The sequence below is a fragment of the Serratia sp. 121840015-1 genome (assembly GCF_053627655.1).
Genome location: NZ_JBSEYF010000006.1, coordinates 189131 through 212613, shown reverse-complemented (window position 1 = coordinate 212613; position 23483 = coordinate 189131). Strand labels below are relative to the sequence as shown.

The window sequence follows — 23483 nt, the reverse complement described above, 5'->3', positions numbered from 1 at the left end:
AACTCTCCCCTCTCTTTATACCGTTTCCAGGCGAGCGTAGGCCGCCACCAGCCACTTGATGCCCTCGCCCGGGAAAGCGATCTGCAGCCGGCTGTGCTCGCCGCTGCCCTCCAGATTGACGATGGTGCCTTCGCCAAACTTGGGATGGCGCACGCGCTGGCCCAGCTTGTAGCCGGTATCGTTTTCGCTGATCGGTGTGCCCATGCGGCGGTGATTGACCGGGCGCGATACGCTGGCGCGCAGGCGCACTTCTTCCACGCACTCTTCCGGCAGCTCACCGATAAAGCGCGACGGCCGGTGGTAAACCTCTTTGCCGTACAGACGGCGCGTTTCGGCATAGGTCAGCGTCAGCTTCTGCATGGCGCGCGTTACGCCCACATAGGCCAGGCGGCGCTCCTCTTCCAGACGGCCGCCTTCATCCAGCGACATCTGGCTCGGGAACATGCCTTCTTCCATGCCGACGATAAACACCAGCGGGAACTCCAGGCCCTTGGCGGAGTGCAGGGTCATCAGCTGCACCGCGTCCTGGTAGGCGTCGGCCTGCCCTTCGCCCGCCTCCAGGGCCGCATGCGACAGGAACGCCTGCAGCGGCATCAGATCCTGATCTTCTTCCTGATAGCTGAACTGGCGCGTCGCCGTCACCAGTTCCTCAAGGTTTTCGATGCGCGCCTGCCCCTTTTCGCCTTTCTCCTGCTCATACATGATGAACAGCCCGGAATCGCGGATCACCCGGTCGGTCTGCACGTGGAGCGGCATGTCGGCGGTTTCATGCGCCAGCGACTCCACCAGTTCGATAAAGCGCTGCAGCGCCGAGGCGGCGCGGCCGGCCAACACTTTGTCCTGCATCAGCTCGCGCGTCGCCTGCCACAGCGTCAGCTGGCGATCGCGCGCCGCCTGGCGCACCACGTCAAGGGTACGATCGCCGATGCCGCGCGTCGGGGTGTTGACCACGCGCTCGAAGGCCGCATCGTCGTTGCGGTTGGAAATGAGGCGCAGGTAAGCCAGCGCATCCTTGATTTCCTGGCGTTCGAAGAAGCGCTGGCCGCCGTAGATGCGGTACGGCATCGCCGTCTGCAGCAGCGCCTCTTCCAGCACGCGCGACTGGGCGTTGCTGCGGTACAGGATGGCGCAGTCGTTCAGCGCCCCGCCGTTGTCCTGCCAGGTCTTGATGCGGTTGACCACGAAGCGCGCTTCGTCGAGTTCGTTAAAGGCGCAGTAGATGGAGATCGGTTCGCCTTCGCCGCCTTCGGTCCACAGGTTTTTGCCCATGCGCCCGTCGTTGTTGGCGATCAGGGTGTTGGCCGCTTTCAGGATGTTGCTGGTGGAACGGTAGTTCTGTTCCAGGCGGATGGTTTCCGCGCCGGGGAAATCTTTCAGGAAGCGCTGGATGTTTTCCACCTGCGCGCCGCGCCAGCCGTAGATCGACTGGTCATCGTCACCGACGATCATCACGTTGCTGTTGCCGCCCGCCAGCAGACGGATCCAGGCGTACTGGATGCTGTTGGTATCCTGGAATTCGTCCACCAGCACGTTGGTGAAACGTTCGCGGTAGTGGTTGAGGATATGCGGCTTGTTCAGCCACAGCTCGTGCGCGCGCAGCAGCAGCTCGGCGAAATCCACCAGCCCCGCGCGATCGCAGGCTTCCTGATAGGCCTGGTAGATGCGCAGCCAGGTGGCCTCTACCGGGTTGTTGTAGGTCTCGACGTGCTGTGGCCGCAGGCCCTCGTCTTTCTTGCCGTTGATGTACCACATCGCCTGACGCGGCGGCCACTGCTTCTCGTCGACGTTCAGCGCCTTGATGATGCGCTTGAGCAGCCGCAGCTGGTCGTCGCTGTCGAGGATCTGGAAATCCTGCGGCAGGTTGGCTTCCAGGTGGTGGGCGCGCAACAGACGATGCGCCAGGCCGTGGAAGGTGCCGATCCACATGCCGCCCTGGCTGGTGCCGATCAGATGTTCGATACGGTGGCGCATTTCCGCCGCCGCCTTGTTGGTGAAGGTCACCGCCATGATCGAATACGGCGAACAGTTCTCCACCGACAGCAGCCAGGCGATGCGATGCACCAGCACCCGGGTCTTGCCGCTGCCCGCCCCGGCCAGAACCAACAGGTTGCTGCGCGGCGCCGCCACGGCTTCACGTTGTTTTTCATTCAGGCTGTCGAGCAGATCGGAGACGTCCATAGGCACCACTAATGGTTAAGGGAAAACCCGCCGCTGGCGGGTTTTTCACTGGAAATTTATACAGAGTTCTGGCAGGGATTATAACAATGCTGTCAGCGATGCCAACTGCGAAATCTCAATATGCGGCAGCAGGCGGCTGTCGGCGGCCCGCATCAGATCCCGTTGCCGATCGTTGATCCAACAGGCCTGCAGCCCCGCGCGCAGCGCGCCGGCGACGTCGGTAGTCAGATCGTCGCCCACATGCAGGATCTGCTCGGGCGCCACGCCCAGCCGCTCGACGGCTAGGTGGTACATGTCCTGGTACGGTTTGGCGCGGCCGTCCGGCCCGGAGCGCAACACGAACTGGAAGTAGCCGTCCAGGCCACACTGTGCCGGATCGGCGTTGCCGTTGGTGATCGCCACCAGCGGATAGCGCGCGGCCAGCGCCTTCAGCGTGGCGTGGGTCGCTTCCGGTACCTCGATGCGGCTGCGCCACAGCGCGAAGTTTTGCATCGCCGCATCGGCCCCGATCGCCGCGTCGGCATCGCGCAGCCCCTGCCGGCTCAGCGCCAGATGAATGGCGCGCCAGCGCCACTGGGTGACGTCGTGGTAGATCTCCGGATCCTGCTCGCGCAGCTCCTGGCGCAGGCGGTGGAAATCCGCCGACTGGAAGCTGTTCAGACCGGGATGGTAGCTCTGCAGGAAGGCCACCGACTGTTGTTCGGTCTGTCTAATCACCGGGCGATTGTCATACAGCGTGTCGTCCAGATCGAAAGTCAGCGCCGCCAGCGGGCGCAGCGGGCGATAAAAATGCATCAGGATTTCCCCCGTTTGGCGCGCGGATGCGCGGCATCGTACACGTTCGCCAGATGTTGAAAGTCGAGGTGGGTATAAATTTGCGTGGTGGTCAGGTTGGCGTGGCCGAGCAGCTCCTGCACCGCGCGCAGATCGCCGCTGGACTCCAGCATGTGGGTAGCGAAGGAGTGGCGCAGCTTGTGCGGGTGGATATGGCTGTTGACGCCCTGTTTCACGCCCCATTCGGCGAAGCGCTTTTGCACGTTGCGCGTCGAAATGCGCCGCCCCTGATTGGACAGGAACATCGCGTCATCTTCCGGCCCGAACAGATCGCGCATCGCCAGCCAGTGTTCCAGCCAGGTGACGGCGGTGCGCCCGATCGGCAATTTGCGCTCTTTGCTGCCTTTCCCCATCACCCACACCTCGCCGGCGGCCATGTCGACATGGCGGCAATCCAGCCCCACCAGCTCTGAGAGGCGCAGGCCGGCGCCGTACATCACCTCCAGCATGGCGCGATCGCGCACCGCTAGCGGATCGTTGAGATCGATCTCCAGCAGCTGGTTCATTTCATCGACGTCGATGTTTTTCGGCAGATGGCGGCCGCTGCGCGGCGTGCGGATGCCTTTGGCGGGGTTGGCGTGCAATACGCCCTGGCTGACCAGCCAGTCGAGGAAACTGCGCAACGAAGAGAGCCGTAGCGCCAGGCTGGCGGACTGCAGGCCGGCGCGTTTGCTGCGCGCCGCCAGCATGCGCACCCGGGCGGCGTCCAGCGCCGTCCAGTCGGTGACGCCAATCTCCTGCGCCAGGCGCATCAGCGCCGCCAGCTGGCGCGAATAGCTGAGCTGCGTCAGCGGGCTGAGTTGCCGTTCTACCTTGAGATAACGCAGAAAAGCGTCCACCGGCTGCTGCAGGCTGGGCGCAATCGGCATCATGCGCGTTCGACCCAGCGTTCCAGCAGTTCCGGCAGCATGCGCGCCAGTTGATTGAGCATCACCGTGCCCATGCCCTGCTGATAGTGTTGCGTATCGCGGCTGCTGAAGATCACCATGCCCAGTTCGCCGTCGTCGCCCAACATCGACAGCGCCACCGAGCCAATCTGGCCAATCTGTTTGGCCTGCGGCAACAGCAGCAGCAGTTCGGGGCCGTTCAGGCCGCCGAGGTAGTGTTGTTCGCTGCCCAGCCGCTGAATGCGGAACGGCTCGAACGCCGAACGCGTCAGCGCCAGGTGGGTAAAGTCGGAAGGCGCGCCGATCTTCCAGCGTTCGGCGAACAGGCGCACCGTGGCACCGGCCAAACCGAAGCCGCGCGCCCAGCGCTGCAGCCGGTTGAGCATGTCCTGCAGGCTGTCGGCGGTGGCCAAATCGGCCTGCAGGTGCAGCAACCGGGCGAACAGCCCTTCGTTGGCGCTGGCCTGTTCCATCAACAGCGTGATCTCTTCTTCCAGCCGTTCGATGTGATTGCGCTGGCGGGCCAGATGCCATTCCACCAGCGAAACGGTGCCGCGCACCGGGTGCGGCACGCGCATCTGCTCAACCTGGCGTGCGTTGCGAATAAAGAAATCCGGGTTCTGCAGCAGATACTGCATTACGGTGTCGTCATCCAGCGCCAGGCCGGCGACGCTCTGTTCTTCTACGCTCTTCATAGATGAATAAATCCGTCATAGACATGGGTTGCCGGGCCGGTCATAAACAGCGGGTTGCCCGGCCCTTTCCAGCGAATATGCAGGCTGCCGCCCGGCAGTTCTACATGCACCTCTTCTGACAGCAATTCCTGTTGGATCCCCACCGCTACCGCCGCACAGGCGCCGCTGCCGCAGGCCTGCGTTTCGCCGGCGCCGCGCTCGTAAACGCGCAGCTTGATGTGATCGCGGCTGACCACCTGCATAAAGCCGATGTTGGCCCGTTCCGGGAAGCGCTCATGCCCTTCCAGCACCGGCCCGAGCAGCTCCACCTTGGCGGTTTTTACATCATCCACCTGCAAAACACAATGCGGGTTGCCCATCGACACCACGCCGCACAGCACGGTCTGTTCCGCCGCGCGCATGATGTAGGTCTTTTCGGCCTTGGCGGCGCGGAACGGCACCGCCTGCGGATCGAAGTTCGGCTCGCCCATGTTGACGCACACCAGCTCGTCGTCGGTGACGCTGAGCACCATGCGCCCGGTTTGGGTGCTGACGCGGATATCGCGCTTGTTGGTCAGCCCTTTCAGCCGCACAAAGCGCGCGAAGCAGCGTGCGCCGTTGCCGCACTGCGCCACTTCGCTGCCGTCGGCGTTGAAAATTCGGTAGTGAAAATCCAGCTCGGGATCGTAAGGCGGTTCTACCACCAGCATCTGGTCAAAGCCGACGCCCAGGTGCCGATCGGCCAGCCGGCGGATCAGCTCAGGTGAAAAATAGACATTCTGTGTAACGGCATCGACCACCATAAAGTCGTTGCCCAGACCGTGCATTTTGGAGAACTGCATATCATACTCCGCTATCTGGACGCGCTATCCGTCTTGATTTTGCGGCGGCGCTCGCCACCGCAAACAGGGTGTTACTGGTCGACCATCGACGGTTTTTGCTGAGAGCCAGACTGCTCCTGCTGGTTCTTTTGCACCTGATCGCCCGTTTGCACCGGCGGCTTGGCCGGTTTTTGGCCGGCGGAATCGGCAGGTGGGAAGTAAAGCGGGCCCTTCAGACCACAGCCGGCGAGGCCGGTAAGCAGAACTGCCATCAGCGCATAGCGTAGTTGTTTTTTCATTTGCATTAATGCCTGTAATTCATGCGTCCAAGGTCTCTATAATCGCAGGTGGATCATGAAAAGCAATAGGAATTGAATATGAACGACAGCGAGTTTCATCAGTTGGCCGACCAGCTGATGCTGAATATTGAAGAGACACTGGACGATTTTGACGGCGATGCGGACATCGATTACGAAACCAATGGCGGCGTGATGACGCTGAGCTTCGAAAACGGCACCAAAATCGTCATCAACCGCCAAGAGCCGCTGCACCAGGTGTGGCTCGCCACCAAGGCCGGCGGTTACCACTTCAACTACCGCGACGGCGTCTGGCTATGCGATCGCAGCGGGCAGCCGTTTTATCAGCTGCTCAGCGAAGCGGCCAGCGCACAGGCCGGTGAGGAACTGCAGTTTTCCTGAGGCGATGCAGGGCTCGGCAACCGAGCCCTTGCGGCGTCAATGCAGCTGGAACTGCTGTTTGAGCGGCTGTGCGGCGCCATCGGCCACCGTCACGCACAGGCTGGACAGCACGTTGCTGCGGAACGGGATCACCTGCGTGCGCCCGTCGAGCTGCACGATCTGATAGAACTGCGGCAGGTTGAAGTTGATGAAGCTGGAGCCGTAGGTAAAGCGATCGTGCGATGAGGAGTAGAAGCGGCTGACGTCGCGCACCAGCTCCTCTTTACTGCCCTCGCAGTGGTGATACACCTCCACCCGATTCGACTCGTCCAGAATATAGATGTTGAAGCCCTTGTCGTCCGAGGTGTCTTCGAAGAAGAACTGGATGATCCCCTCGCTGGCGAAGCCATCCACCACCGGCGGCAGATGCACCTGATCGGTTTCCACCTTGATAGACAGGCCGTGCAGCTTGTTGTTGGAGATGGCGCCGTAAAACTCCACCGCGTTCTCCAGCTTCTGCACCGACACGCTCAGGCGCTCGAAGAACAGCCCCCAGGTTTGCCCGGCGACGCGCACCGCCTTGAAGCGGCCGGGTTCCAGCCGGGTGCTGGACAGGCGCAGCTCGATGCACTCCGACACCAGCTGCTGAATGCGGGTACGAATAAGGCCGCGCAGGTGCTGGCTGTAGCAGAACACTTCCACCGACTCCGGCGGCGCGGCGTCCTGGTGCATTTTGCCGAGAATGGTTTTCAGCGCTTCCAGCACCGACTGCTCACCGCTGAAATGCAGGGTACGCACTTCGTTCCAGGAGTTGCGGTACAGCAGATCGATGCTGCCCACCAAACACTGCTGCTGCTGGCCGAAGCTGAACACGTCCAGTTTGCGGAAATCGAAGTGCACCACCTGATTGCGGAAGGCGGCGGTCGGATCGTTTTCCAGATTGACGATGATCGCCAGATGGCGAATCTCGCACGGGCTGTACAACGCTTTCGGCGTCGGTGCCGGCAGGCGCAGCGGGAAGTGATGGGAAACGTCGGCCACCAGTTCCTGCAGCTTGGCGGTGTCACACAGGTTGCCGCTCTTGATGTGCAGGCGGGTCTGCGGCGTCAGCAGGCCGTTGAAATAGGCCCAGGCCACCAGCTTGTTCAAGTAGCGGTTATATTCCAGCGGCTGATGGCTGACGATCGAATCCATGGCCGGTGCCTGATTGTACAGGTACCAGCCGGTGCGGTTGGCGCGGCCAACCGGCACATGAATAAAGGTTAAATCGTTTTCCGACAGGTCCGGCGAGATCTGCGGGTTCACCAGCGTCACCTTGCCGGGCAGCGCCTCGAACGCCGCGTACAGTTTGCGGGTCAGCACGCCGATATCCTGCGGGCTGGCGCTGACGCTGAGGTTGTTGCGACGGGCGAAACGGATCAGGTTGCGGTAGCTCTGCATCATCGCGTCGAGCAACTCGTTATGCGCTTCACGCACCCGTTCGATTTTCCAGTTGGCGCGGTTGTCCAGCATCGCCAGACGCTCTTCGCTCCAGCCCCACTCGCTGACCAGCTGGCTGAGGATCTCGCGCCGCCAGCCGACGCAGGCCTTGGCCAGCGACAGCTTTTCACACACTTTCAGGTAGAAACAGCGGCGGGCCAGATCGAGGCGGGTGGTGTCGTTGATGTCGGTCAGGTAGCGGGTCACGCGCTCGAGCATCATGCAATAGGCATCGAGCCCGAAGCTGACGATCTCCCCCTGATGCAGGCGGTGTTTGATGTCCGTCGCCAGCAACTGGGTATTGGGATATTCCCAGGAATAGGCTTCCAGCAGCAGGGTCTTCAGCACCGCCTTGTAAGGCGAATCGATGCTCTTGTACAGCTGCCACAGGCTGGCGCCGAAATACTCTTCCGCCGACAGCGAACTCAGGCCGCCGAGATCCAGCCACTCGTTCGGCGTCAGCGCGCCCTGCGCGTACAGCGACAGCACGTATTCATCGTAGTGCGCTTCTTCTTCGCCCGGCACCATGTTCCACAGGATGCGTTTGCCGGCCAGGCGCACCGCGGTGCGATAGAATTCGTCGAGCAACAGGATATGCTGCGTCGAGCCGCAGTCTTCGCCGCCCAGGCTGCCGCTTTCATTATGGCGGAAGCGGTTTTCGTCGATCAGGAAGAAGCTGACTTCCACCCCCATCGAGGCGGCCCACTTCTCAAGCAGGCTGCATTTTTGCTGCAGGCGGGTGCGTTCTTCGTTGTCCAGCCAAGACTGGTGGCAGACCCAGATGTCGAGATCCGAGCTGCAGCTTTGGCCGATAGACGAGGTGCTGCCCATCGAGTAGACGCCGGTGATCGGCAGCTCGCCGCTGGCCGGTTTGTCAAACGGGCTGCCCCATTTGTCTTCTAAATCGTTCAGGTAATCTTGTTGAGTTTCATCAGGCGTGTAGAGGCAAATGCCGTGGGGAACGTTACCGTTCAGGTAACCCGGCATCAGCGGGTGGTGGTGGTGCAGTAAGGTGGGCAGCAGACTGTATACCCGTTGAAACGCGGGCTTCATAGCCGCCAGGGCGCGATCGACGCGTAGCTGATTGATCGCATCCAGTCTCTGCTTCAATGTCTCGATGTAGAGGTACAAGACGTCTCGCCTGATTATCCCGGTGTTTAGAAAAAAACCCGTATTCCATAAGCGCCGTTAGTGTAAGAAGAATATTTGGCGACTTATTGCTGGAAACGTGATCAATTTAACACCTTGCTGATTGACCGTAAAGGAGGTAACGCTTCACAATTATTGTAGCGCTTCCCTAAACGATTTACCCGCAGTGTTAACTGCCCCAAAGCACATCACACGTCCCTTTGATTCCGTTGTCCTTTTTCCGCCTCCGGCTTCTTGCACTGACAGTATTGGCTCTCAGTGGTAGGATGGATGGCGAAATATAAAAACGGTAACAAGCATGTTAGACAAAATTATTCGAATTGCCACCCGACAAAGCCCGCTTGCACTTTGGCAAGCACATTATGTGCAGCAACGTCTGATGGCCTGCCATCCCGGCCTGCAGGTCGAGTTGGTGCCGATGGTCACGCGCGGCGACGTTATTCTGGATACGCCGCTGGCGAAAGTCGGCGGTAAAGGCCTGTTTGTTAAAGAACTCGAGCTGGCGCTGCTGGAAGGCCGCGCCGACATCGCCGTGCACTCGATGAAAGACGTGCCGGTCGATTTCCCTGCCGGCCTGGGTTTGACCACCATTTGCGAACGCGAAGATCCGCGCGACGCTTTTGTTTCCAACCGTTTCGCCTCGCTCGATCAGCTGCCGCAGGGCAGCGTGGTCGGCACTTCCAGCCTGCGCCGCCAGTGCCAACTGCGTGAACGTCGCCCGGATCTGATCGTGCGCGACCTGCGCGGCAACGTCGGCACTCGCCTGGCCAAGCTGGACAACGGCGACTACGACGCGATTATTCTGGCGGTGGCCGGCCTGAAACGCCTGGGGCTGGAGCAACGCATCCGCAGCCCGCTGAGCGCCGAAGAGTGCCTGCCGGCGGTCGGCCAGGGTGCGGTCGGCATTGAATGCCGCCTCGACGACAGCGTCACCCGTGCGCTGCTGGTGCCGCTAAACCATGCGGCCACCGAAACCCGCGTACGCGCCGAACGGGCGATGAACACCCGTCTGGAAGGCGGCTGCCAGGTGCCGATCGGCAGCTATGCCGAACTGGATGGCGACAGCCTGTGGCTGCGTGCCCTGGTCGGTGCGCCGGACGGCAGCCAGATGGTGCGCGGCGAACGCCGCGGCCCGGCCACCGAGGCCGAACGGATGGGCGTTGAGCTGGCGGAAGAGCTGCTGGCGCGCGGCGCACGCGAGATCCTGCGCGAAGTTTACCAGGGAAATCCGCCGGCATGACGATCCTGGTAACCCGCCCATCGCCTTCGGGCGAGCAGTTAGTGAGCCGGCTGCGCGCACTCGGCCGGGTTGCCTATCATGCACCGCTGATCGACTTCGCCCCCGGCGGCGATCTGCCGCAGCTGCCGCAGGCGTTGCAGCAGCTTGGCACCGGCGATCTGGTGTTCGTGCTGTCGCAGCATTCGGTGAACTATGCCGATTCGGTCATCGGCCGCGCCGGGCTGAGCTGGCCTGCGCACCTGACTTATTACGCCATCGGCCGCACCACCGGGCTGGCGCTGCACCGCATCAGCAGTTTGCCGGTGGAATACCCGCGTGAACGCGAGATCAGCGAAACGCTGCTGCTGCTGCCGGCGCTGCAAAAGCTGGCGGGCAAACGCGCGCTGATTTTGCGCGGCAACGGCGGCCGCGAGCTGCTGGGCACGACGCTGAGCGAGCGCGGCGCCGACGTCAGCTATTATGAATGCTATCAACGCAGCCCGGTGCACTACGACGGCAGCGAGCAAAGCGCCCACTGGCAGCGTGCCGGTGTGGATACGCTGGTGGTGACCAGCGGTGAAATGTTACAACAGCTCTATACTTTAGTTCCTGATTACTATCGTTCTTCATGGCTGCTGCGTTGCCGCCTGGTAGTAGTGAGCGAACGCCTGGCTACCCTCGCCCGGGACTTGGGCTGGCGTACGATTCGGGTAGCTGACAACGCCGATAATGACGCGCTGATCCGCGCGCTACAATAATCTGACTATGGGATGTGCCACTATGACGGAACAAAATACCCCATCCGCCCCGGTTGAAGAACCAACCACCGCGGTTGAGAGCTCCCAGCAGCCAGCCGCTGCCAGCCGCAAAGGAAAGAACACCGGCCCGGTGCTCGGCGCGATCGCTATCGTGCTGGTCATCGCCCTCGGCGCGGGCGGCTATTACCACACGCACAAGCAGGCGCAACAGCTGATCGCCGCCAATCAGGCGCTGCAGCAGCAGCTTGAAGGCGTGAAGCAGAGCCAACAGCAGGAAAGAAATGCGCTGGAGGGCCTGTTGCAGCAGCAGGGCAAAACCCTGGACGCCGCCGATCGCGAGCAGGCGAACCTTGCGCGCCAATTGAGCGAACTGCAGGAAAAAGTGGCGACCATCTCCGGCAGCGACGCCAAAACCTGGCTGCTGGCGCAGGCTGATTTCCTGGTGAAAATGGCCGGCCGCAAGCTGTGGAGCGATCAGGACGTCACCAGCGCCGCCGCGCTGCTGAAAAGCGCCGACGCCAGCCTGGCGGACATGAACGATCCGAGCCTGCTCGACGTGCGCCGCGCCATTACCGAAGACATCAGCACGCTTTCTACGCTGACCCAGGTCGATTACGACGGCATCATCCTCAAGGTCAATCAGCTGTCCAATCAGGTGGATAACCTGCGTCTGGCGGATAACGACACCGACGAAGCGCCGATGGATCAAAACAGCAGCGAACTCTCCAGCTCGATCGGCGAGTGGCGGCAGAACCTGGCCAAAAGCTGGCGCAATTTCATGGCCGACTTCATCACCATCCGTCGCCGCGACACCAGCGCTGAGCCGCTGCTGGCACCGAACCAGGACATCTACCTGCGCGAAAACATCCGTTCGCGCCTGCTGGTGGCCGCGCAGGCCATCCCGCGCCACCAGAACGAGACCTACAAGCAATCGCTGGAAACCGTCTCCACCTGGGTGCGCGCCTATTTCGACACCACCGATCCGGCGACCAAGGCCTTCCTGGAAGAGCTGGACAGCCTGAGCCAACAGTCGATCTCGATGGACGTGCCGGATCAGCTGAAAAGCCAGCCGCTGCTGGAAAAAGTGATGCAGACCCGGGTGCGCAACCTGATGACCCAGTCCCCTGCCGCTCACCAGGAGGGTTAAGCCATGTTACGCGTGCTATTTCTGTTCCTGGTGGTGATCGCCAGCGTGGTGCTCGGGCCGATGCTGGCCGGGCATCAGGGCTATGTGCTGATCCAGACTGACAATTACAATATTGAAACCAGCGTCACCGGCCTGGTGATTATGCTGGTGCTGCTGTTCGTGGTGCTGCTGGCGATCGAGTGGATCTTGCGCCGCATCTTCCGTACCGGCGCCCGCACGCGCGGTTGGTTTATCGGCCGCAAGCGCACCCGCGCGCGCCAGCAAACCAAAGCCGCGCTGATCAAGCTGGCGGAAGGCGACTACAAGCAGGTCGAGAAGCTGATGACACGCAACGCCGACCACGCCGAACAGCCGGTCGTGAACTACCTGCTGGCCGCCGAGGCCGCACAGCAACGCGGCGACGACTTCCGTACCAATCAGTATCTGGAGCGCGCCGCCGAAGCGGCCGACACCGATCAGCTGCCGGTGGACATCACCCGGGTTCGTATCCAGCTGGCGCAGGGCGAGAACCACGCCGCGCGCCACGGCGTCGATCGCCTGCTGAACCAGGCACCGCGTCATCCGGAAGTGCTGCGTCTGGCGGAACAAGCCTATCTGCGCACTGGCGCCTACGCGTCGCTGCTGGAAGTGCTGCCGTCGATGCGTAAAATCGAACTCCACAGCGAAGAGCAGCTGCAGGCACTGCAGCAACAGGCGTACATCGGGCTGATGAATCAGGCGATGGCGGACGAAGGCAGCGAAGGCCTGAAGCGCTGGTGGAAAGATCAGAGCCGCAAGACGCGTCACGAAGTGCCGCTGCAAATCGCGATGGTGGAACACCTGATCGAATGCAACGACCACGAACTGGCGCAGGAGATTGTGCTCGACAGCCTGAAGCGCCAATACGACGAGCGCCTGGTGCTGTTGCTGCCGCGGCTGAAATCCGGCAACCCCGAGCAGTTGGAAAGAGCGCTGCGTCAGCAGATGAAACAACACGGCGCGACGCCGCTGCTGAACAGCACGCTGGGGCAGCTGTTGATGAAGCACGGCGAGTGGCAGCAAGCGGCCGACGCCTTCCGTGAAGCGCTGAAACAGCGCCCGGATGCCTACGACTACGCCTGGTTGGCCGATACGCTGGAGAAACTGCATCGTTCGGATGAAGCGGCGCAGATGCGGCGTGAGGGACTGATGTTAACGCTGAAACAGAACGGCGGCGAATAACGCCCTGCCTGAGAGAGAAAAGCGCGGCCCCGATGCCGCGCTTTTTTTTGCCCAATGGCTTTCTGAAACGCAAAAAAAACACTTGCCGCAGGGCAAGTGTATAAAGAAGCAATCAGGTCTAGGACAACAGGGGCGGTGCCTCACTCAACGTTCTGCCCTGAGCGTGATGACGGGTTAGTCATCGTTCTCGTGGGCGATAGGCACCCTAAATCGGCTCTGCGTCATTCCCAGGGTTTATGAGGCCTAAGGCGAACATAAGAGGTGGAATGAGCATCTACGCAATAGATATAGCATTTGGCGTGCCAACTTTTAAATTTAGGCTCTCAAATAGAAAAATATATATCAATATATTGAAATTATTGGCTTTTTATTTAACCCTTCCTTTCCCATCACAAATCACTCTCTGGTGTTCCTTGCCGGCGGCCTTTATCAGGTTGTCGCCTCGAAACGACGACTTAAGTCAAAGCTAGCTTTATCTTTTAAAATCAATGAATTATTTGTCTCAACCTGACGACAGCGCAGGATGGTATTGTCGCTGAAAACCAACACGTTTGCAGGCCGACACCAGATGCTCCCCCAGGAAGGCAAAAAGCCCGTGCGGTGCTGCACGGGCTTGTCGATGTTCCCTTCGTCATGCTGAGAAGAACTTGCTTTCATAAACGACAGACGTAAAAAAACCGACTTGCGTCGGTTTCTTTGAGAGTGGTCGGCGAAAGAGGATTACGCCCATCTTTGATGTGCGCCCTGCGGGCCGTTGCTGAAGCAACGTTGTCTCGCTTCGCGAGGCTCGAACCTCCTGCGGAGGTGCTCATCCTCATAAACGACAGACGAAAAAAACCTGCTTTAAAAAGCAGGTTTTTCGAATGTGGTCGGCGAGAGAGGATTCGAACCTCCGACCCACTGGTCCCAAACCAGTTGCGCTACCAAGCTGCGCTACTCGCCGATTTGTGTTGCTCATACTACCCGATTTATCAGACCGTTGTCCATATAAATCTTATATTTATCAGATATTTTGCGTGGTGCGAAGAGAGGGACTTGAACCCTCACGTCCGTAAGAACACTAACACCTGAAGCTAGCGCGTCTACCAATTCCGCCACCTTCGCACTGTCACAAAATACTGCTAAATCTTCACTTCGTTAGGAAGTGGGGTGGCTAATGGGACTCGAACCCACGACAACTGGAATCACAATCCAGGGCTCTACCAACTGAGCTATAGCCACCATTACTACTTCTTCTTACTCACGCGGTAATATTACCACCGCAGCTCCTGCGCACAAACTTAATGGCGCGCCCGACAGGATTCGAACCTGAGACCTCTGCCTCCGGAGGGCAGCGCTCTATCCAGCTGAGCTACGGGCGCGTAGCGCCGTTGCGGGAGGGGATACTACGGATTTACGCCAATTCTGTCTAGTGCTTTTTCGCAGAAATGTTGCGTTTGATTACGCTTTGCTCACTCCCGCGCACAAAAGCGCACTCCGTAGCCCCTTTTCACCGTTTATTGGCGCGTTTCTACCCGATTTTCAGCCGGATGATGTTTCTTGTGCATGCCGAAAGCGAAGTAGCATAGGCTGACGCCGGCTAAGAAAATCGCCCCGACCAGTAGGGAAATCCGCGTATCCGGGTTGATTCCCATGCCGACCAGCACGCAAATCAGAAAAGCGATGGTCAGATAGTTCACATACGGGAACATGATCGACTTAAAGCTGTGATTTTTGATCGCTTCCTTATGGGCGCGGCGGAAATAAAGCTGGCTTATCAGCACCACGAACCACGGCACCATGCCCGGCAGCACGCTCGCGCTATAGACATAGACGAACACCTGCTCCGGATTCGGGATGATGTAGTTCAGCGCGGAACCCACCAACAGGCAGCCGATGGTGACGGCGATGCAGTTCACCGGCACGCCGCTGGCGGAAAGCTTGGTCAGCGCCGCCGGCAGCTGGCGGTTCTTGGCCAGGGCGTACAGCATGCGGCCGCCGCTGTACATGCCGCTGTTGCAGCCGGAGAGCGCGGCGGTCAACACCACGAAGTTGATGATGCCCGCGGCGGCAACGATGCCGATCTTGGCGAAGGTCAGCACGAACGGGCTGCCGGTGGTGCCGATGCCGTTCCACGGGAAGATGGTGACGATGACGAAGATTGCGCCGACATAGAAGATCAGGATGCGCCACAGGATATTGTTGATCGCGCGTTTCAGCGTCACCTGCGGGTTCTTGGCTTCTCCGGCGGTGATGCCCACCAGCTCAACCCCCTGATAGGACGCCACCACGATGCACAGCGCAAACAGGAAGCCTTTCCAGCCGCCGGCAAAGAAACCGCCGTGCGCCGTCAAATTGGCGAAACCGATAGGTTCACCGCCGTTGCCGAAGCCGAAGAAGATCACCCCCAGCCCCACCAGAATCATCACGATGATGGTGGTGACCTTGATCATGGCGAACCAGAACTCCAGCTCCCCATACAGGCGCACCGCCGCCAGGTTGGCCAGCGCCACCATCGCCACGGCGATCAGCGCCGGCACCCACTGCGGTATTTCCGGGAACCAGAACTGCACATACACCCCGATGGCGGTGATCTCGGAAATGCCGACGGCAATCCACATAAACCAGTAGCCCCAGGCGGTCAGGTAACCAAAATAGGGATTCATGTACTTATGCGCGTAAACGGCAAACGAGCCCGCGACCGGCTCGAGGAACAGCATTTCTCCCATCGAACGCATAATGAAGAACACGAACAGCCCGGCGATGATGTAAGCCAGCAGCACCGACGGCCCCGCCCACTTCAGCGTACTGGCCGACCCCATAAACAGGCCGACACCGATGGTGCCCCCCAGAGCGATAAGCTCGATATGCCGGGCCTCAAGGCCCCGGTGTAGCCCTTGCGGTTTCTCTTTGTGTGCCATAAATCCTCAATAATTTTTCTCGGGTTGTGTTTGCCTGCCGGCCGCTGCCGGTCGTTATTGTCATTATTAAAAGAATAAATCATCCCCTGCCGATCGGGTTGGCATCAACGGGTAGTCGGAGCGAAGTTACCGTGAGAGGGACATCGTTCAGCGCTGTCGCATCAGGCTTCAGCGGCCAGGGATAATTTCCGGGCGGTATCGTTTCGCATTTCGCCGCTATAAGCAAACCGCAATTTAAAACTTTATGGAATAAATGCAGCGACGTTTAGGGCCGGGGGTTATAGATATGCGGGAGAAACGTGCAAAAGCAGATTATTGGTACAGCAGACCGGAGCGGAACAGCACTTTCCGCCCCGGATGAGGGATTACATCTTGCCGCTGTAGTAGTAGCCGACAAACTTCAGCAGCTTCAACTGTCGGCCGATGCGGCTGGGCTGGCTGAGCAGGCGGTAGAGCCATTCCAGACCGAGGTTCTGCCACACCTTGGGCGCACGCTTCACATGGCCGGTAAAGACGTCGTAGGTGCCGCCCACGCCCATGTACAGCGCCTGCGGATGCACCTTGCGACAATCGCGCATCAGAATCTCCTGCTTCGGCGATCCCATCGCCACCGTCACGATAGCGGCGCCGCTGGCGCGAATACGCTCGAACAGCGCCTCTCGCTGATCCGGTTTGAAATAGCCGTCCTGGCTACCCACCAGGTTGACATTCCACTGGCTGCGCAGCTTTTGCTCGGTTTCCGCCAAGACCTCGGGCTTGCCGCCGACCAGGAAGACTGGCGTGCCTTCACGGCCGGCGCGCTGCATCAAGGCTTCCCACAGATCGGCACCCGCCACGCGCGAAACGTCCGCCGCCGGGTATTTGCGGCGAATCGAACGCACCATGCTGATGCCGTCGGCGTACTTGTACTCCGCCTCATCCAGCAACGCATGCAGCGCCGGGTCCTCTTCCGCCTTCAGGATCTTTTCCGCGTTCATGGCTACCAGCGTGCCCTGTTTTACCCGGCCGCCGTCGAACAAAAAGTCCATGCAGTGCGCCATATCGCGAAAGCCCCACAGGCTGAAACCGCGCAGCTCATACTGCGGCACCGAAATCTTTGCTTCCATCGTTCTCATTACCCTTACAAAAGACCGCTCGCCCGGGGCGGAGACGCCAGCGCGCGGGCGCGCGTCACTCTGGCCTTGATCAGCCCGGCGGTATCGAACAGCCAATACAGCAACTTCGCCAGCACCAAACAGGCGCCGAAAATAATGCAGAAAAACACCACGCGCGACACGAAAGAGTCCACCCCTTCGCGCGCCAGCACGATGATGTTGAACACCGCACCGAAGCAGAACCCCTGCAGAATGGCCGCCTTATAGCGGTTCGGTTCGGTTTTGCCCAACTCATACAGCCAGTCGAACCACTTGATGATCATGCCCACCAGAATCGCGCCGAGCGGAATAAACAGCGCACCGCCCATCACCACCAGTGAACCGATCAGCGTCGGGGAAATCGCCAGCCCGGAGTGATTGTTCAGCACTTCCCAGGTGAAATAGTTGGCCGAGTTCAGCACCACGTCCGGCCGGCCCGGCCATAGCCAGGTTGGAATAAAGACGTAGAAATCACGCACGATCGGCGCCAGGCCCTGGAAATCGATCTTGTCGTAATTTTGCAGCAGCAGCGCCAGGTTTTCCCACGGCGAGAAGGTATCGCGGGTCAGGTAGAGGAAGGTATAGAACGCTTCCGCGCCGCTGACGTCCAGGCTGTAGCGCTTCAACGCCAGCCAGAACATGCCGACCACGCCGAATATGCCCGCCGCCGCCAGCATCCACAGCGTGATCCAGCCGCGCACGATGCCGATAAACAGGAACAGCGCGAAGGCGATGATGATGTTGGCGCGGGTGCCGCCGACGATCACGTAGGTCAGAATACCGAACGCCACCGTCGCCACCAGGAACAAGAACCAGGCGCGCAGATCTTGCCGCAGGAAATAGACCACCAGCATCGCCGGAATGAAGAAGTAGAAGAACCGCTTGAGCGCCACGCCGGACACGTCGCTGGAGAAAATCTGGCTGTAGGAATTGAGCTTGAACAGCAGGAAGCCGTTCTGCATGAAGAAGATCCCAACGGTACCGATCGCCACCAATGCCAGCAGCACCCAAGTCATATGAGTCTCTACCCGGTTCATGGTAAACAGCGCCGCACGCGGCTCTGTGCGGCGCTTGCGCAGCCGGGTCTTGTAGGTGACGTAATAGATAGCGTAAAACGCCGTCGCCGACAGCAGGGCGTACAGCAGAAACTCCACCGGCACCACCTCGACGTCAAACTGGAACACCAGCAGGCAGGTCAAAGGAAAACCGAAATAGAACGTCAGTAAATACAGCAGCGAGAAGAAGACGTTGAAGTTAAAGCGCACGCGCCGAAACTCCTGGTAGGTCAGCGTCAGAATAAACGTCAGGCTGACCAGATAGACGACAAACAGGCCGCCGAATTGCGCCAACGTCATGAGTGCTCTCCCGCCGCCAACGCCAGGGCTTGCTGCCAGCCGTCGACATAGTTCGGATTGAAGAAGGCGATCGCCTGTTTATCCACCGCCGCCAGCTGACGCTGCGCTTCGCGCACCACCGACTCGTCCAGCGAATCGCCGTAGAACAGCACCGGCAGGTGCTGTTCCGCCAAATCCTGCCAGAACGGGTTTTGCCGGCTGAGCACGAAAGGCACGCCGAACTGAATCAGCAGGCACAGGGTGCCAATCCCCTGCTGGCGATTGAAAATGAAATAGCCCAGATCGCAGGCGCGTAAAATATTGAGGTAGTCCTCAAACGCCACCTGCTGCGTGAGCAGCTGCAGGTTTTTCTCGCCGAACAGCGGCAACCCGGCGGCGCGCACCTGCTCGATGTAGGCATCGTTGTTGGCCGGATAACCCATCGGCAGGATCACGCGCACGTCGGCGCCGAACTGCTGATGAATCGCCTGCAGCGCTTCGATATGCCGATTGCTGCGATCGCCGGAGTTGCCCACCAGAATCGTCATCGGCCCGGCCAGGTTTTTCTCGACGTGAACGTCGGTCAGCGCCGGATCCATGCGGGTCGGGAAGTACAGCAGCGAGGCCGGCACCCGCGCATGGCGCTGCTGGTAGTGAATCACGTCGCCGCGAGTAGCAAACACGTTCCCTACTCGCCCCTGCGCAATGCGGCGCAGCAGATAGAACAGCCGGAATTTCCAGCTGGTGGCGTCTTCATACAGATCGGCGCCCCAAATATGCCAACTGACCTGACGCGCCTTGATCTTGCCGCTCAGCAGCGCCAACCACAGCCCCGGATTGAACTGGCCGTGCAGGAAGAAGCGCGCATCGCGATCGGCCTGGGCACGGGCGATGACCGCCGCCGCCAGGCTTTTCTTGTCTGCGTAGGGCTCAATGTTCAGGGCGGGGAAATCACCCAGTGCCGCCACATCCTTGGCCGCCACCATAAAATGCCGCGTCTGCTCAGCCGGCAAACGCGGCGCCAGCACGTCGTTGAAGAAGCGCAGCACCGTCTGGTTATGATGCGGGATATCGGATCCCAGAACGTGAATCAGTATGGTCATACTCGTCTACGATAAATAAGGAACACGCAGCTACAGAGCGCGAAATACACGATGTAGGTTGCCATATAGGCCTGAGCCGCCCCCAACGCGCCGTGCAGCGGGATCAGCCAGTGCGAGAACAGCGTCAGCAGCAGAAACTGGCTGACTTCCGTCAGGATATAGAAGCGCAGCGACGCTTTGGCGATCACCAGATAGCCGAACACATAGGCCCCGACTTTCAGCACGTCGCCCACCAGCTGCCAGGCAAACAGATCGCGCATGGCGACAAACTTGTCCGAGAACAGCAGCCAAATAGCGAAATCGCGCAGCACCCAAACCGTAAAGCTCGCCGCCGCTACCGCCGGCAGCACGAATTTCAGCGAACGCACGATCTCCCGTGAGATGGCGCCCTTGTCCGTCAGCCGCGACAGCGTCGGCAGCAAATAGACGGTAAACGAAGCGGTGATAAACTGCAGATAGGCATCGGAAATGCTGCTGACGCCCTGCCAAATCCCCACCTCATCCCAGCCGTAATGGGCGGCCAACAGGTTACGCATCATCACGTAGGCCACCGGCAGCGTCACCGACGTGATCAACGCCATGAGGGTGAATTTGCCGAGATTGCCGGCCACGAGTTTGTCCCAACGCGGCGCCAGATAGCGCAGCGGCAGCGTTTTGCGCCGCCACAGCATCAGCCCGGCAGGCAACACCACCAACGCCGGCACCAGCGCCAGCCCCGCCAACGCGCCTTCATAGCCACCCAGCGTGAAGCACAGGTAATAAGCCACCACGCCAATCAGGCTGCCGCCGATCACCGCCAGCGCATTGCCCATCGCGTCGCGGTAGCCTTTCAGCACCGCCATGAACAGGTTGGCGTAGGCGATGCCCATCTGAATGAAGGCGACGGCACGCACCACATCGACGTAATCGGCATGCCCGAACAGCCCGATGCTGATCGGTTCGGCGGCGAACAGAAACACCAGCGCCAGCAAGGTCGAAAAACCCAGCACGATGCTCGACGCGGTGCCTACCGCCAGACGCAGACGCTGCGGATCCTGGTGGTACTCCGCCACGTATTTGGTGATGCCGTTAAAAATACCCGCGCCGGACAGCACGCCCAGCACGGTAATCAACTGGCGGAAGTTACCCGCCTGCCCCACCCCGCTGGGGCCAAACGCCACCGCCAGCAGCTTCACCACCAACAACCCCACGCCGATTTTGATCAGCGTGGAGCCGGCAGTCCATATCGATGCTTTTGCCAGCGACATATCAGGCAAAGAAGCTCAGGATGGTATTGATTACCGTACGCTGATTGACATCGGACATATTGTAGAACAGCGGCAAGCGCACCAGGCGCGCGCTTTCCTGCGAGGTATAACGGTCTTCGCCGGCAAAGCGACCAAAACGTTCGCCGGCCGGGCAGTCATGCAGCGGGATATAGTGGAACACCGCCATGATCTCGGCTTCCTTCAGGTAGTCGATAAAGGCCGTGCGATCGTCGATATCCCGCAGCTTGATATAGAACATGTGCGCATTGTGCTTGCAGTCCGCCGGTATGCTCGGCAGCTCGATGCGCCCGGCCTTCGCCAACGGCAGGAAACTGTCGTAGTACTTCTGCCACAGCGTCAGGCGGCGCTGGTTGATGCGTTCCGCCACTTCCAGCTGGCCCCACAGGTAGGCGGCCTGCAGGTCAGACATCAGATAGCTGGAGCCGATGTCGCGCCAGGTATATTTGTCGACCTGACCACGGAAGAACTGGCTGCGGTTGGTGCCTTTCTCGCGGATGACTTCCGCCCGATCGACCAGAGCCGGATCGTTCACCAGCGTCGCACCACCTTCGCCGCCGGCGGTATAGTTTTTGGTTTCATGGAAGCTGAAACAGCCGATGTGGCCGATGGTGCCCAATGCCTTGCCTTTGTAGGTCGACATCACGCCCTGCGCGGCATCCTCCACCACGAACAGGTTATATTTCTTCGCCAGCGCCATGATGGTATCCATCTCGCAGGCGACGCCGGCGTAGTGCACCGGCACGATCGCGCGGGTTTTATCGGTGATCGCCGCTTCGATTTTGGTTTCATCGATGTTCATGGTATCCGGACGCAGGTCGACGAACACCACTTTAGCCCCGCGCAACACAAAGGCATTGGCGGTAGAAACGAAGGTAAAACTCGGCATGATCAATTCGTCACCCGGCTGAATATCCAGCAGGATGGCGGCCATTTCCAACGACGCGGTGCAGGAAGGCGTCAGCAACACTTTCGCGCTGCCGAAACGCTGTTCCATCCACTGCTGGCAGCGGCGGGTAAAGCCGCCGTCGCCGCATAGCTTGCCGCTGCCCATAGCAGCCTGCATATATTCCAGTTCAGTGCCAACAACCGGTGGAGCGTTAAATGGAATCATGTCTACCTCTGTATAACCAGTACGCGGTGCTTTCAATCACGGCACCCTGTCGTTGATAGAGTCGTAATGCGGCGATATTGCTTATCTGGGTCGCGACCCGCAGGCGCTGCATACCTTGACGTCGACATTCGGCGATCGCCGCCGTCATCAGCCGAGTGCCAATGCCCCGGCCGGATACGCCGGGGAAAGCCGCCAGCAGGCCGATACGCATTTCCTGGCCGCCAATGTCACGCAGGCTGACAAAGCCTTCGGGTTGCCCCTGGTTGTCCAGAGCCAACAGGCACTGATGATCGAACGTGCCTAAAACGGCCTTTTCAATCCACAAAGCATAAAACCGGCCGCTGTCATCAGGTTGATACCAAGGTGCGCGAAAGCGGCTGACGGTGAACGCCTGAGCCGCCGCGGCACGCAATGCCGGGATATCGGACTCGGTTGCCAGACGGGAAGTCTCGGCTCCGTCGCCGGGTTCCGCCGCTCGTTCACGCTCAAGAGCCAGGACCAGATCGACCTCACCCTCAACCAGACGAAATCCCAAGCCGGCGAGACTATCCGCCAATGCCAGTTGCTGCGCGGGAATTTTTGCCTGCACCAGGGCATAAGCCGCCAAGTCGGCTTCGGCAAGCGCCGGGGCCGAGGAGGAGAAGCCGAGTTTCGCGCTGTCTAGCGCGAAAAACTCGCTTTCCCACGCCAAAGGCTCAATAGTGGCGTGGACGCACATGCAGCAGGTCCAACAAATACTTGCCGTAGCCCGTTTTGGACAATGAGGTGGCGGCGCGTTTCAGCCCCTTGTCATCCAGCCAGCCGTTACGCCAGGCGATCTCTTCCAGACAGGCGATTTTAAAGCCCTGGCGCTTTTCTACCGTCTGCACGAAGCTGCTGGCTTCCAGCAGGCTGTCGTGAGTCCCGGTGTCCAGCCAGGCGAAACCACGCCCCAACAGCTCGACGGTCAGTTCACCGCGCTCCAGATACATCTGGTTGATGCTGGTGATTTCCAGCTCGCCGCGTTCGGAAGGCTTCACCTGCTTGGCAAACTCCACCACCTGGCTATCGTAGAAGTACAGGCCGGTCACCGCCCAATCGGATTTCGGTTTCTTCGGCTTTTCTTCGATCGACAGCGCGCGGAAATTTTCGTCAAACTCCACGACGCCAAAGCGTTCAGGATCCATCACCTGATAACCGAACACGGTGGCACCTTCGGTGCGAGCCGCGACGGTTTTTAATTTCGGGCTGAAAGATTGGCCGAAGAAGATGTTATCTCCCAACACCAGGCAGCAAGAATCGCCGTTGATAAACTCCTCGCCGATCAGAAACGCCTGCGCCAAACCTTCCGGCTTAGGCTGCGCAGCGTAGCTGAGATTGACGCCGAACTGTTCGCCGTTACCCAACAAACGCTCGAAGGACGGCAGATCTTCCGGGGTCGAGATGATCAAAATGTCACGGATCCCCGCCAACATCAGTACCGACATCGGGTAATAGATCATCGGCTTGTCATAAATCGGCAGCAGTTGCTTGGACACGCCACGAGTAATCGGATGCAGACGCGTACCGGAACCGCCAGCCAGAATAATACCTTTCATACTTACTCCAAAACCCACCGCGCCGGCGCAAAGC

General features: G+C 59.9%; 21 protein-coding genes, 4 tRNA genes and 1 other RNA gene. 5 read left to right on the top strand and 21 right to left on the bottom strand.

Translation table 11 applies throughout. From position 1 onward, the window contains the following. Window positions 1-15 precede the first annotated feature (15 nt). From uvrD to lptM, 6 genes are all read right to left on the bottom strand, one after another. Complete coding sequence (uvrD, locus tag ACUXAC_RS22620; RefSeq protein WP_038874108.1) at window positions 16-2178, bottom strand: DNA helicase II; 2163 nt, start codon at window positions 2176-2178, stop codon at window positions 16-18. Between the two features lie 78 nt (window positions 2179-2256). Further along, complete coding sequence (yigB, locus tag ACUXAC_RS22615) at window positions 2257-2973, bottom strand: 5-amino-6-(5-phospho-D-ribitylamino)uracil phosphatase YigB (RefSeq protein ID WP_060441210.1); 717 nt, start codon at window positions 2971-2973, stop codon at window positions 2257-2259. Beyond that, window positions 2973-3884 (bottom strand): tyrosine recombinase XerC, encoded by a 912-nt coding sequence (xerC, locus tag ACUXAC_RS22610; protein ID WP_387444033.1) that lies wholly within the window; start codon window positions 3882-3884, stop codon window positions 2973-2975. The genes yigB and xerC overlap by 1 nt, the downstream gene beginning before the upstream one ends. Next, on the bottom strand, window positions 3881-4594 hold the full coding sequence (locus tag ACUXAC_RS22605; protein ID WP_038874100.1) for a DUF484 domain-containing protein: 714 nt from the start codon (window positions 4592-4594) through the stop codon (window positions 3881-3883). The genes xerC and ACUXAC_RS22605 overlap by 4 nt, the downstream gene beginning before the upstream one ends. Beyond that, window positions 4591-5415, bottom strand: a complete 825-nt coding sequence (dapF, locus tag ACUXAC_RS22600) for a diaminopimelate epimerase (protein WP_197862238.1) — start codon at window positions 5413-5415, stop codon at window positions 4591-4593. The genes ACUXAC_RS22605 and dapF overlap by 4 nt, the downstream gene beginning before the upstream one ends. A 71-nt stretch (window positions 5416-5486) precedes the next feature. Continuing rightward, window positions 5487-5693, bottom strand: coding sequence for an LPS translocon maturation chaperone LptM (gene lptM / locus ACUXAC_RS22595; protein ID WP_048232385.1), 207 nt, complete (start codon window positions 5691-5693; stop codon window positions 5487-5489). Window positions 5694-5771: 78 nt separating this feature from the next. On the opposite strand from lptM, the gene cyaY reads away from it, so the two are divergent. Further along, window positions 5772-6092, top strand: a complete 321-nt coding sequence (gene cyaY, locus ACUXAC_RS22590; RefSeq protein ID WP_049200053.1) for an iron donor protein CyaY — start codon at window positions 5772-5774, stop codon at window positions 6090-6092. 36 nt (window positions 6093-6128) lie between these two features. Here cyaY and ACUXAC_RS22585 read toward each other — a convergent pair whose 3' ends face one another. Then, the gene (locus tag ACUXAC_RS22585) at window positions 6129-8681 is read right to left on the bottom strand and encodes a class I adenylate cyclase (protein WP_019452546.1); all 2553 of its coding nucleotides are present in this window, start codon (window positions 8679-8681) and stop codon (window positions 6129-6131) included. 316 nt (window positions 8682-8997) lie between these two features. Here ACUXAC_RS22585 and hemC point away from each other — a divergent pair, with 316 nt between their 5' ends. The 4 genes from hemC to hemY are packed head-to-tail and all read left to right on the top strand — an operon-like array spanning window position 8998 to window position 13023. After that, window positions 8998-9939 (top strand): hydroxymethylbilane synthase, encoded by a 942-nt coding sequence (gene hemC / locus ACUXAC_RS22580; RefSeq protein ID WP_387444026.1) that lies wholly within the window; start codon window positions 8998-9000, stop codon window positions 9937-9939. Then, a complete protein-coding gene (hemD, locus tag ACUXAC_RS22575) occupies window positions 9936-10676 on the top strand; it encodes a uroporphyrinogen-III synthase (RefSeq protein ID WP_225529361.1) in 741 nt (246 codons plus the stop codon). The genes hemC and hemD overlap by 4 nt, the downstream gene beginning before the upstream one ends. 22 nt (window positions 10677-10698) lie before the next feature. Further along, window positions 10699-11823 (top strand): uroporphyrinogen-III C-methyltransferase, encoded by a 1125-nt coding sequence (gene hemX, locus ACUXAC_RS22570; RefSeq protein ID WP_038874084.1) that lies wholly within the window; start codon window positions 10699-10701, stop codon window positions 11821-11823. A gap of 3 nt (window positions 11824-11826) precedes the next feature. Continuing rightward, a complete protein-coding gene (gene hemY / locus ACUXAC_RS22565) occupies window positions 11827-13023 on the top strand; it encodes a protoheme IX biogenesis protein HemY (protein WP_019452550.1) in 1197 nt (398 codons plus the stop codon). Window positions 13024-13452: 429 nt separating this feature from the next. On the opposite strand, the gene ACUXAC_RS22560 is transcribed toward hemY, so the two are convergent. The 14 genes from ACUXAC_RS22560 to rfbA form a co-directional block, all read right to left on the bottom strand. After that, window positions 13453-13680, bottom strand: coding sequence for a hypothetical protein (locus ACUXAC_RS22560; protein WP_387444021.1), 228 nt, complete (start codon window positions 13678-13680; stop codon window positions 13453-13455). Between the two features lie 46 nt (window positions 13681-13726). After that, a non-coding RNA gene (locus ACUXAC_RS22555) (RtT sRNA) lies at window positions 13727-13856 on the bottom strand. A 33-nt stretch (window positions 13857-13889) separates the two neighbouring features. After that, a tRNA-Pro gene (locus tag ACUXAC_RS22550) sits at window positions 13890-13966 on the bottom strand. A gap of 74 nt (window positions 13967-14040) precedes the next feature. Beyond that, a tRNA-Leu gene (locus tag ACUXAC_RS22545) sits at window positions 14041-14127 on the bottom strand. Window positions 14128-14168: 41 nt separating this feature from the next. Next, a tRNA-His gene (locus tag ACUXAC_RS22540) sits at window positions 14169-14244 on the bottom strand. A 63-nt stretch (window positions 14245-14307) separates the two neighbouring features. After that, window positions 14308-14384 (bottom strand) — tRNA-Arg (locus ACUXAC_RS22535). A 135-nt stretch (window positions 14385-14519) separates the two neighbouring features. Beyond that, window positions 14520-15923, bottom strand: a complete 1404-nt coding sequence (gene thrP, locus ACUXAC_RS22530; RefSeq protein ID WP_038874078.1) for a bifunctional threonine/serine APC transporter ThrP — start codon at window positions 15921-15923, stop codon at window positions 14520-14522. 365 nt (window positions 15924-16288) lie between these two features. Continuing rightward, window positions 16289-17029, bottom strand: a complete 741-nt coding sequence (wecG, locus tag ACUXAC_RS22525) for a lipopolysaccharide N-acetylmannosaminouronosyltransferase (protein ID WP_060424217.1) — start codon at window positions 17027-17029, stop codon at window positions 16289-16291. A 14-nt stretch (window positions 17030-17043) separates the two neighbouring features. After that, complete coding sequence (gene wzyE / locus ACUXAC_RS22520) at window positions 17044-18411, bottom strand: ECA oligosaccharide polymerase (protein ID WP_387444018.1); 1368 nt, start codon at window positions 18409-18411, stop codon at window positions 17044-17046. Further along, the gene (locus ACUXAC_RS22515) at window positions 18408-19493 is read right to left on the bottom strand and encodes a TDP-N-acetylfucosamine:lipid II N-acetylfucosaminyltransferase (protein ID WP_308345082.1); all 1086 of its coding nucleotides are present in this window, start codon (window positions 19491-19493) and stop codon (window positions 18408-18410) included. The genes wzyE and ACUXAC_RS22515 overlap by 4 nt, the downstream gene beginning before the upstream one ends. Continuing rightward, the gene (wzxE, locus tag ACUXAC_RS22510; RefSeq protein ID WP_049198179.1) at window positions 19490-20740 is read right to left on the bottom strand and encodes a lipid III flippase WzxE; all 1251 of its coding nucleotides are present in this window, start codon (window positions 20738-20740) and stop codon (window positions 19490-19492) included. Before wzxE ends, ACUXAC_RS22515 begins: the two co-directional genes overlap by 4 nt. A 1-nt stretch (window position 20741) precedes the next feature. Next, the gene (gene rffA / locus ACUXAC_RS22505; protein ID WP_387444014.1) at window positions 20742-21872 is read right to left on the bottom strand and encodes a dTDP-4-amino-4,6-dideoxygalactose transaminase; all 1131 of its coding nucleotides are present in this window, start codon (window positions 21870-21872) and stop codon (window positions 20742-20744) included. Further along, complete coding sequence (gene rffC / locus ACUXAC_RS22500; RefSeq protein ID WP_087762627.1) at window positions 21859-22590, bottom strand: dTDP-4-amino-4,6-dideoxy-D-galactose acyltransferase; 732 nt, start codon at window positions 22588-22590, stop codon at window positions 21859-21861. Before rffC ends, rffA begins: the two co-directional genes overlap by 14 nt. Beyond that, window positions 22568-23449 carry a glucose-1-phosphate thymidylyltransferase RfbA gene (gene rfbA / locus ACUXAC_RS22495; RefSeq protein WP_060441218.1) on the bottom strand — a complete coding sequence of 294 codons (882 nt, stop codon included), beginning with the start codon at window positions 23447-23449 and terminating at the stop codon, window positions 22568-22570. The genes rffC and rfbA overlap by 23 nt, the downstream gene beginning before the upstream one ends. Window positions 23450-23483: the final 34 nt, after the last annotated feature.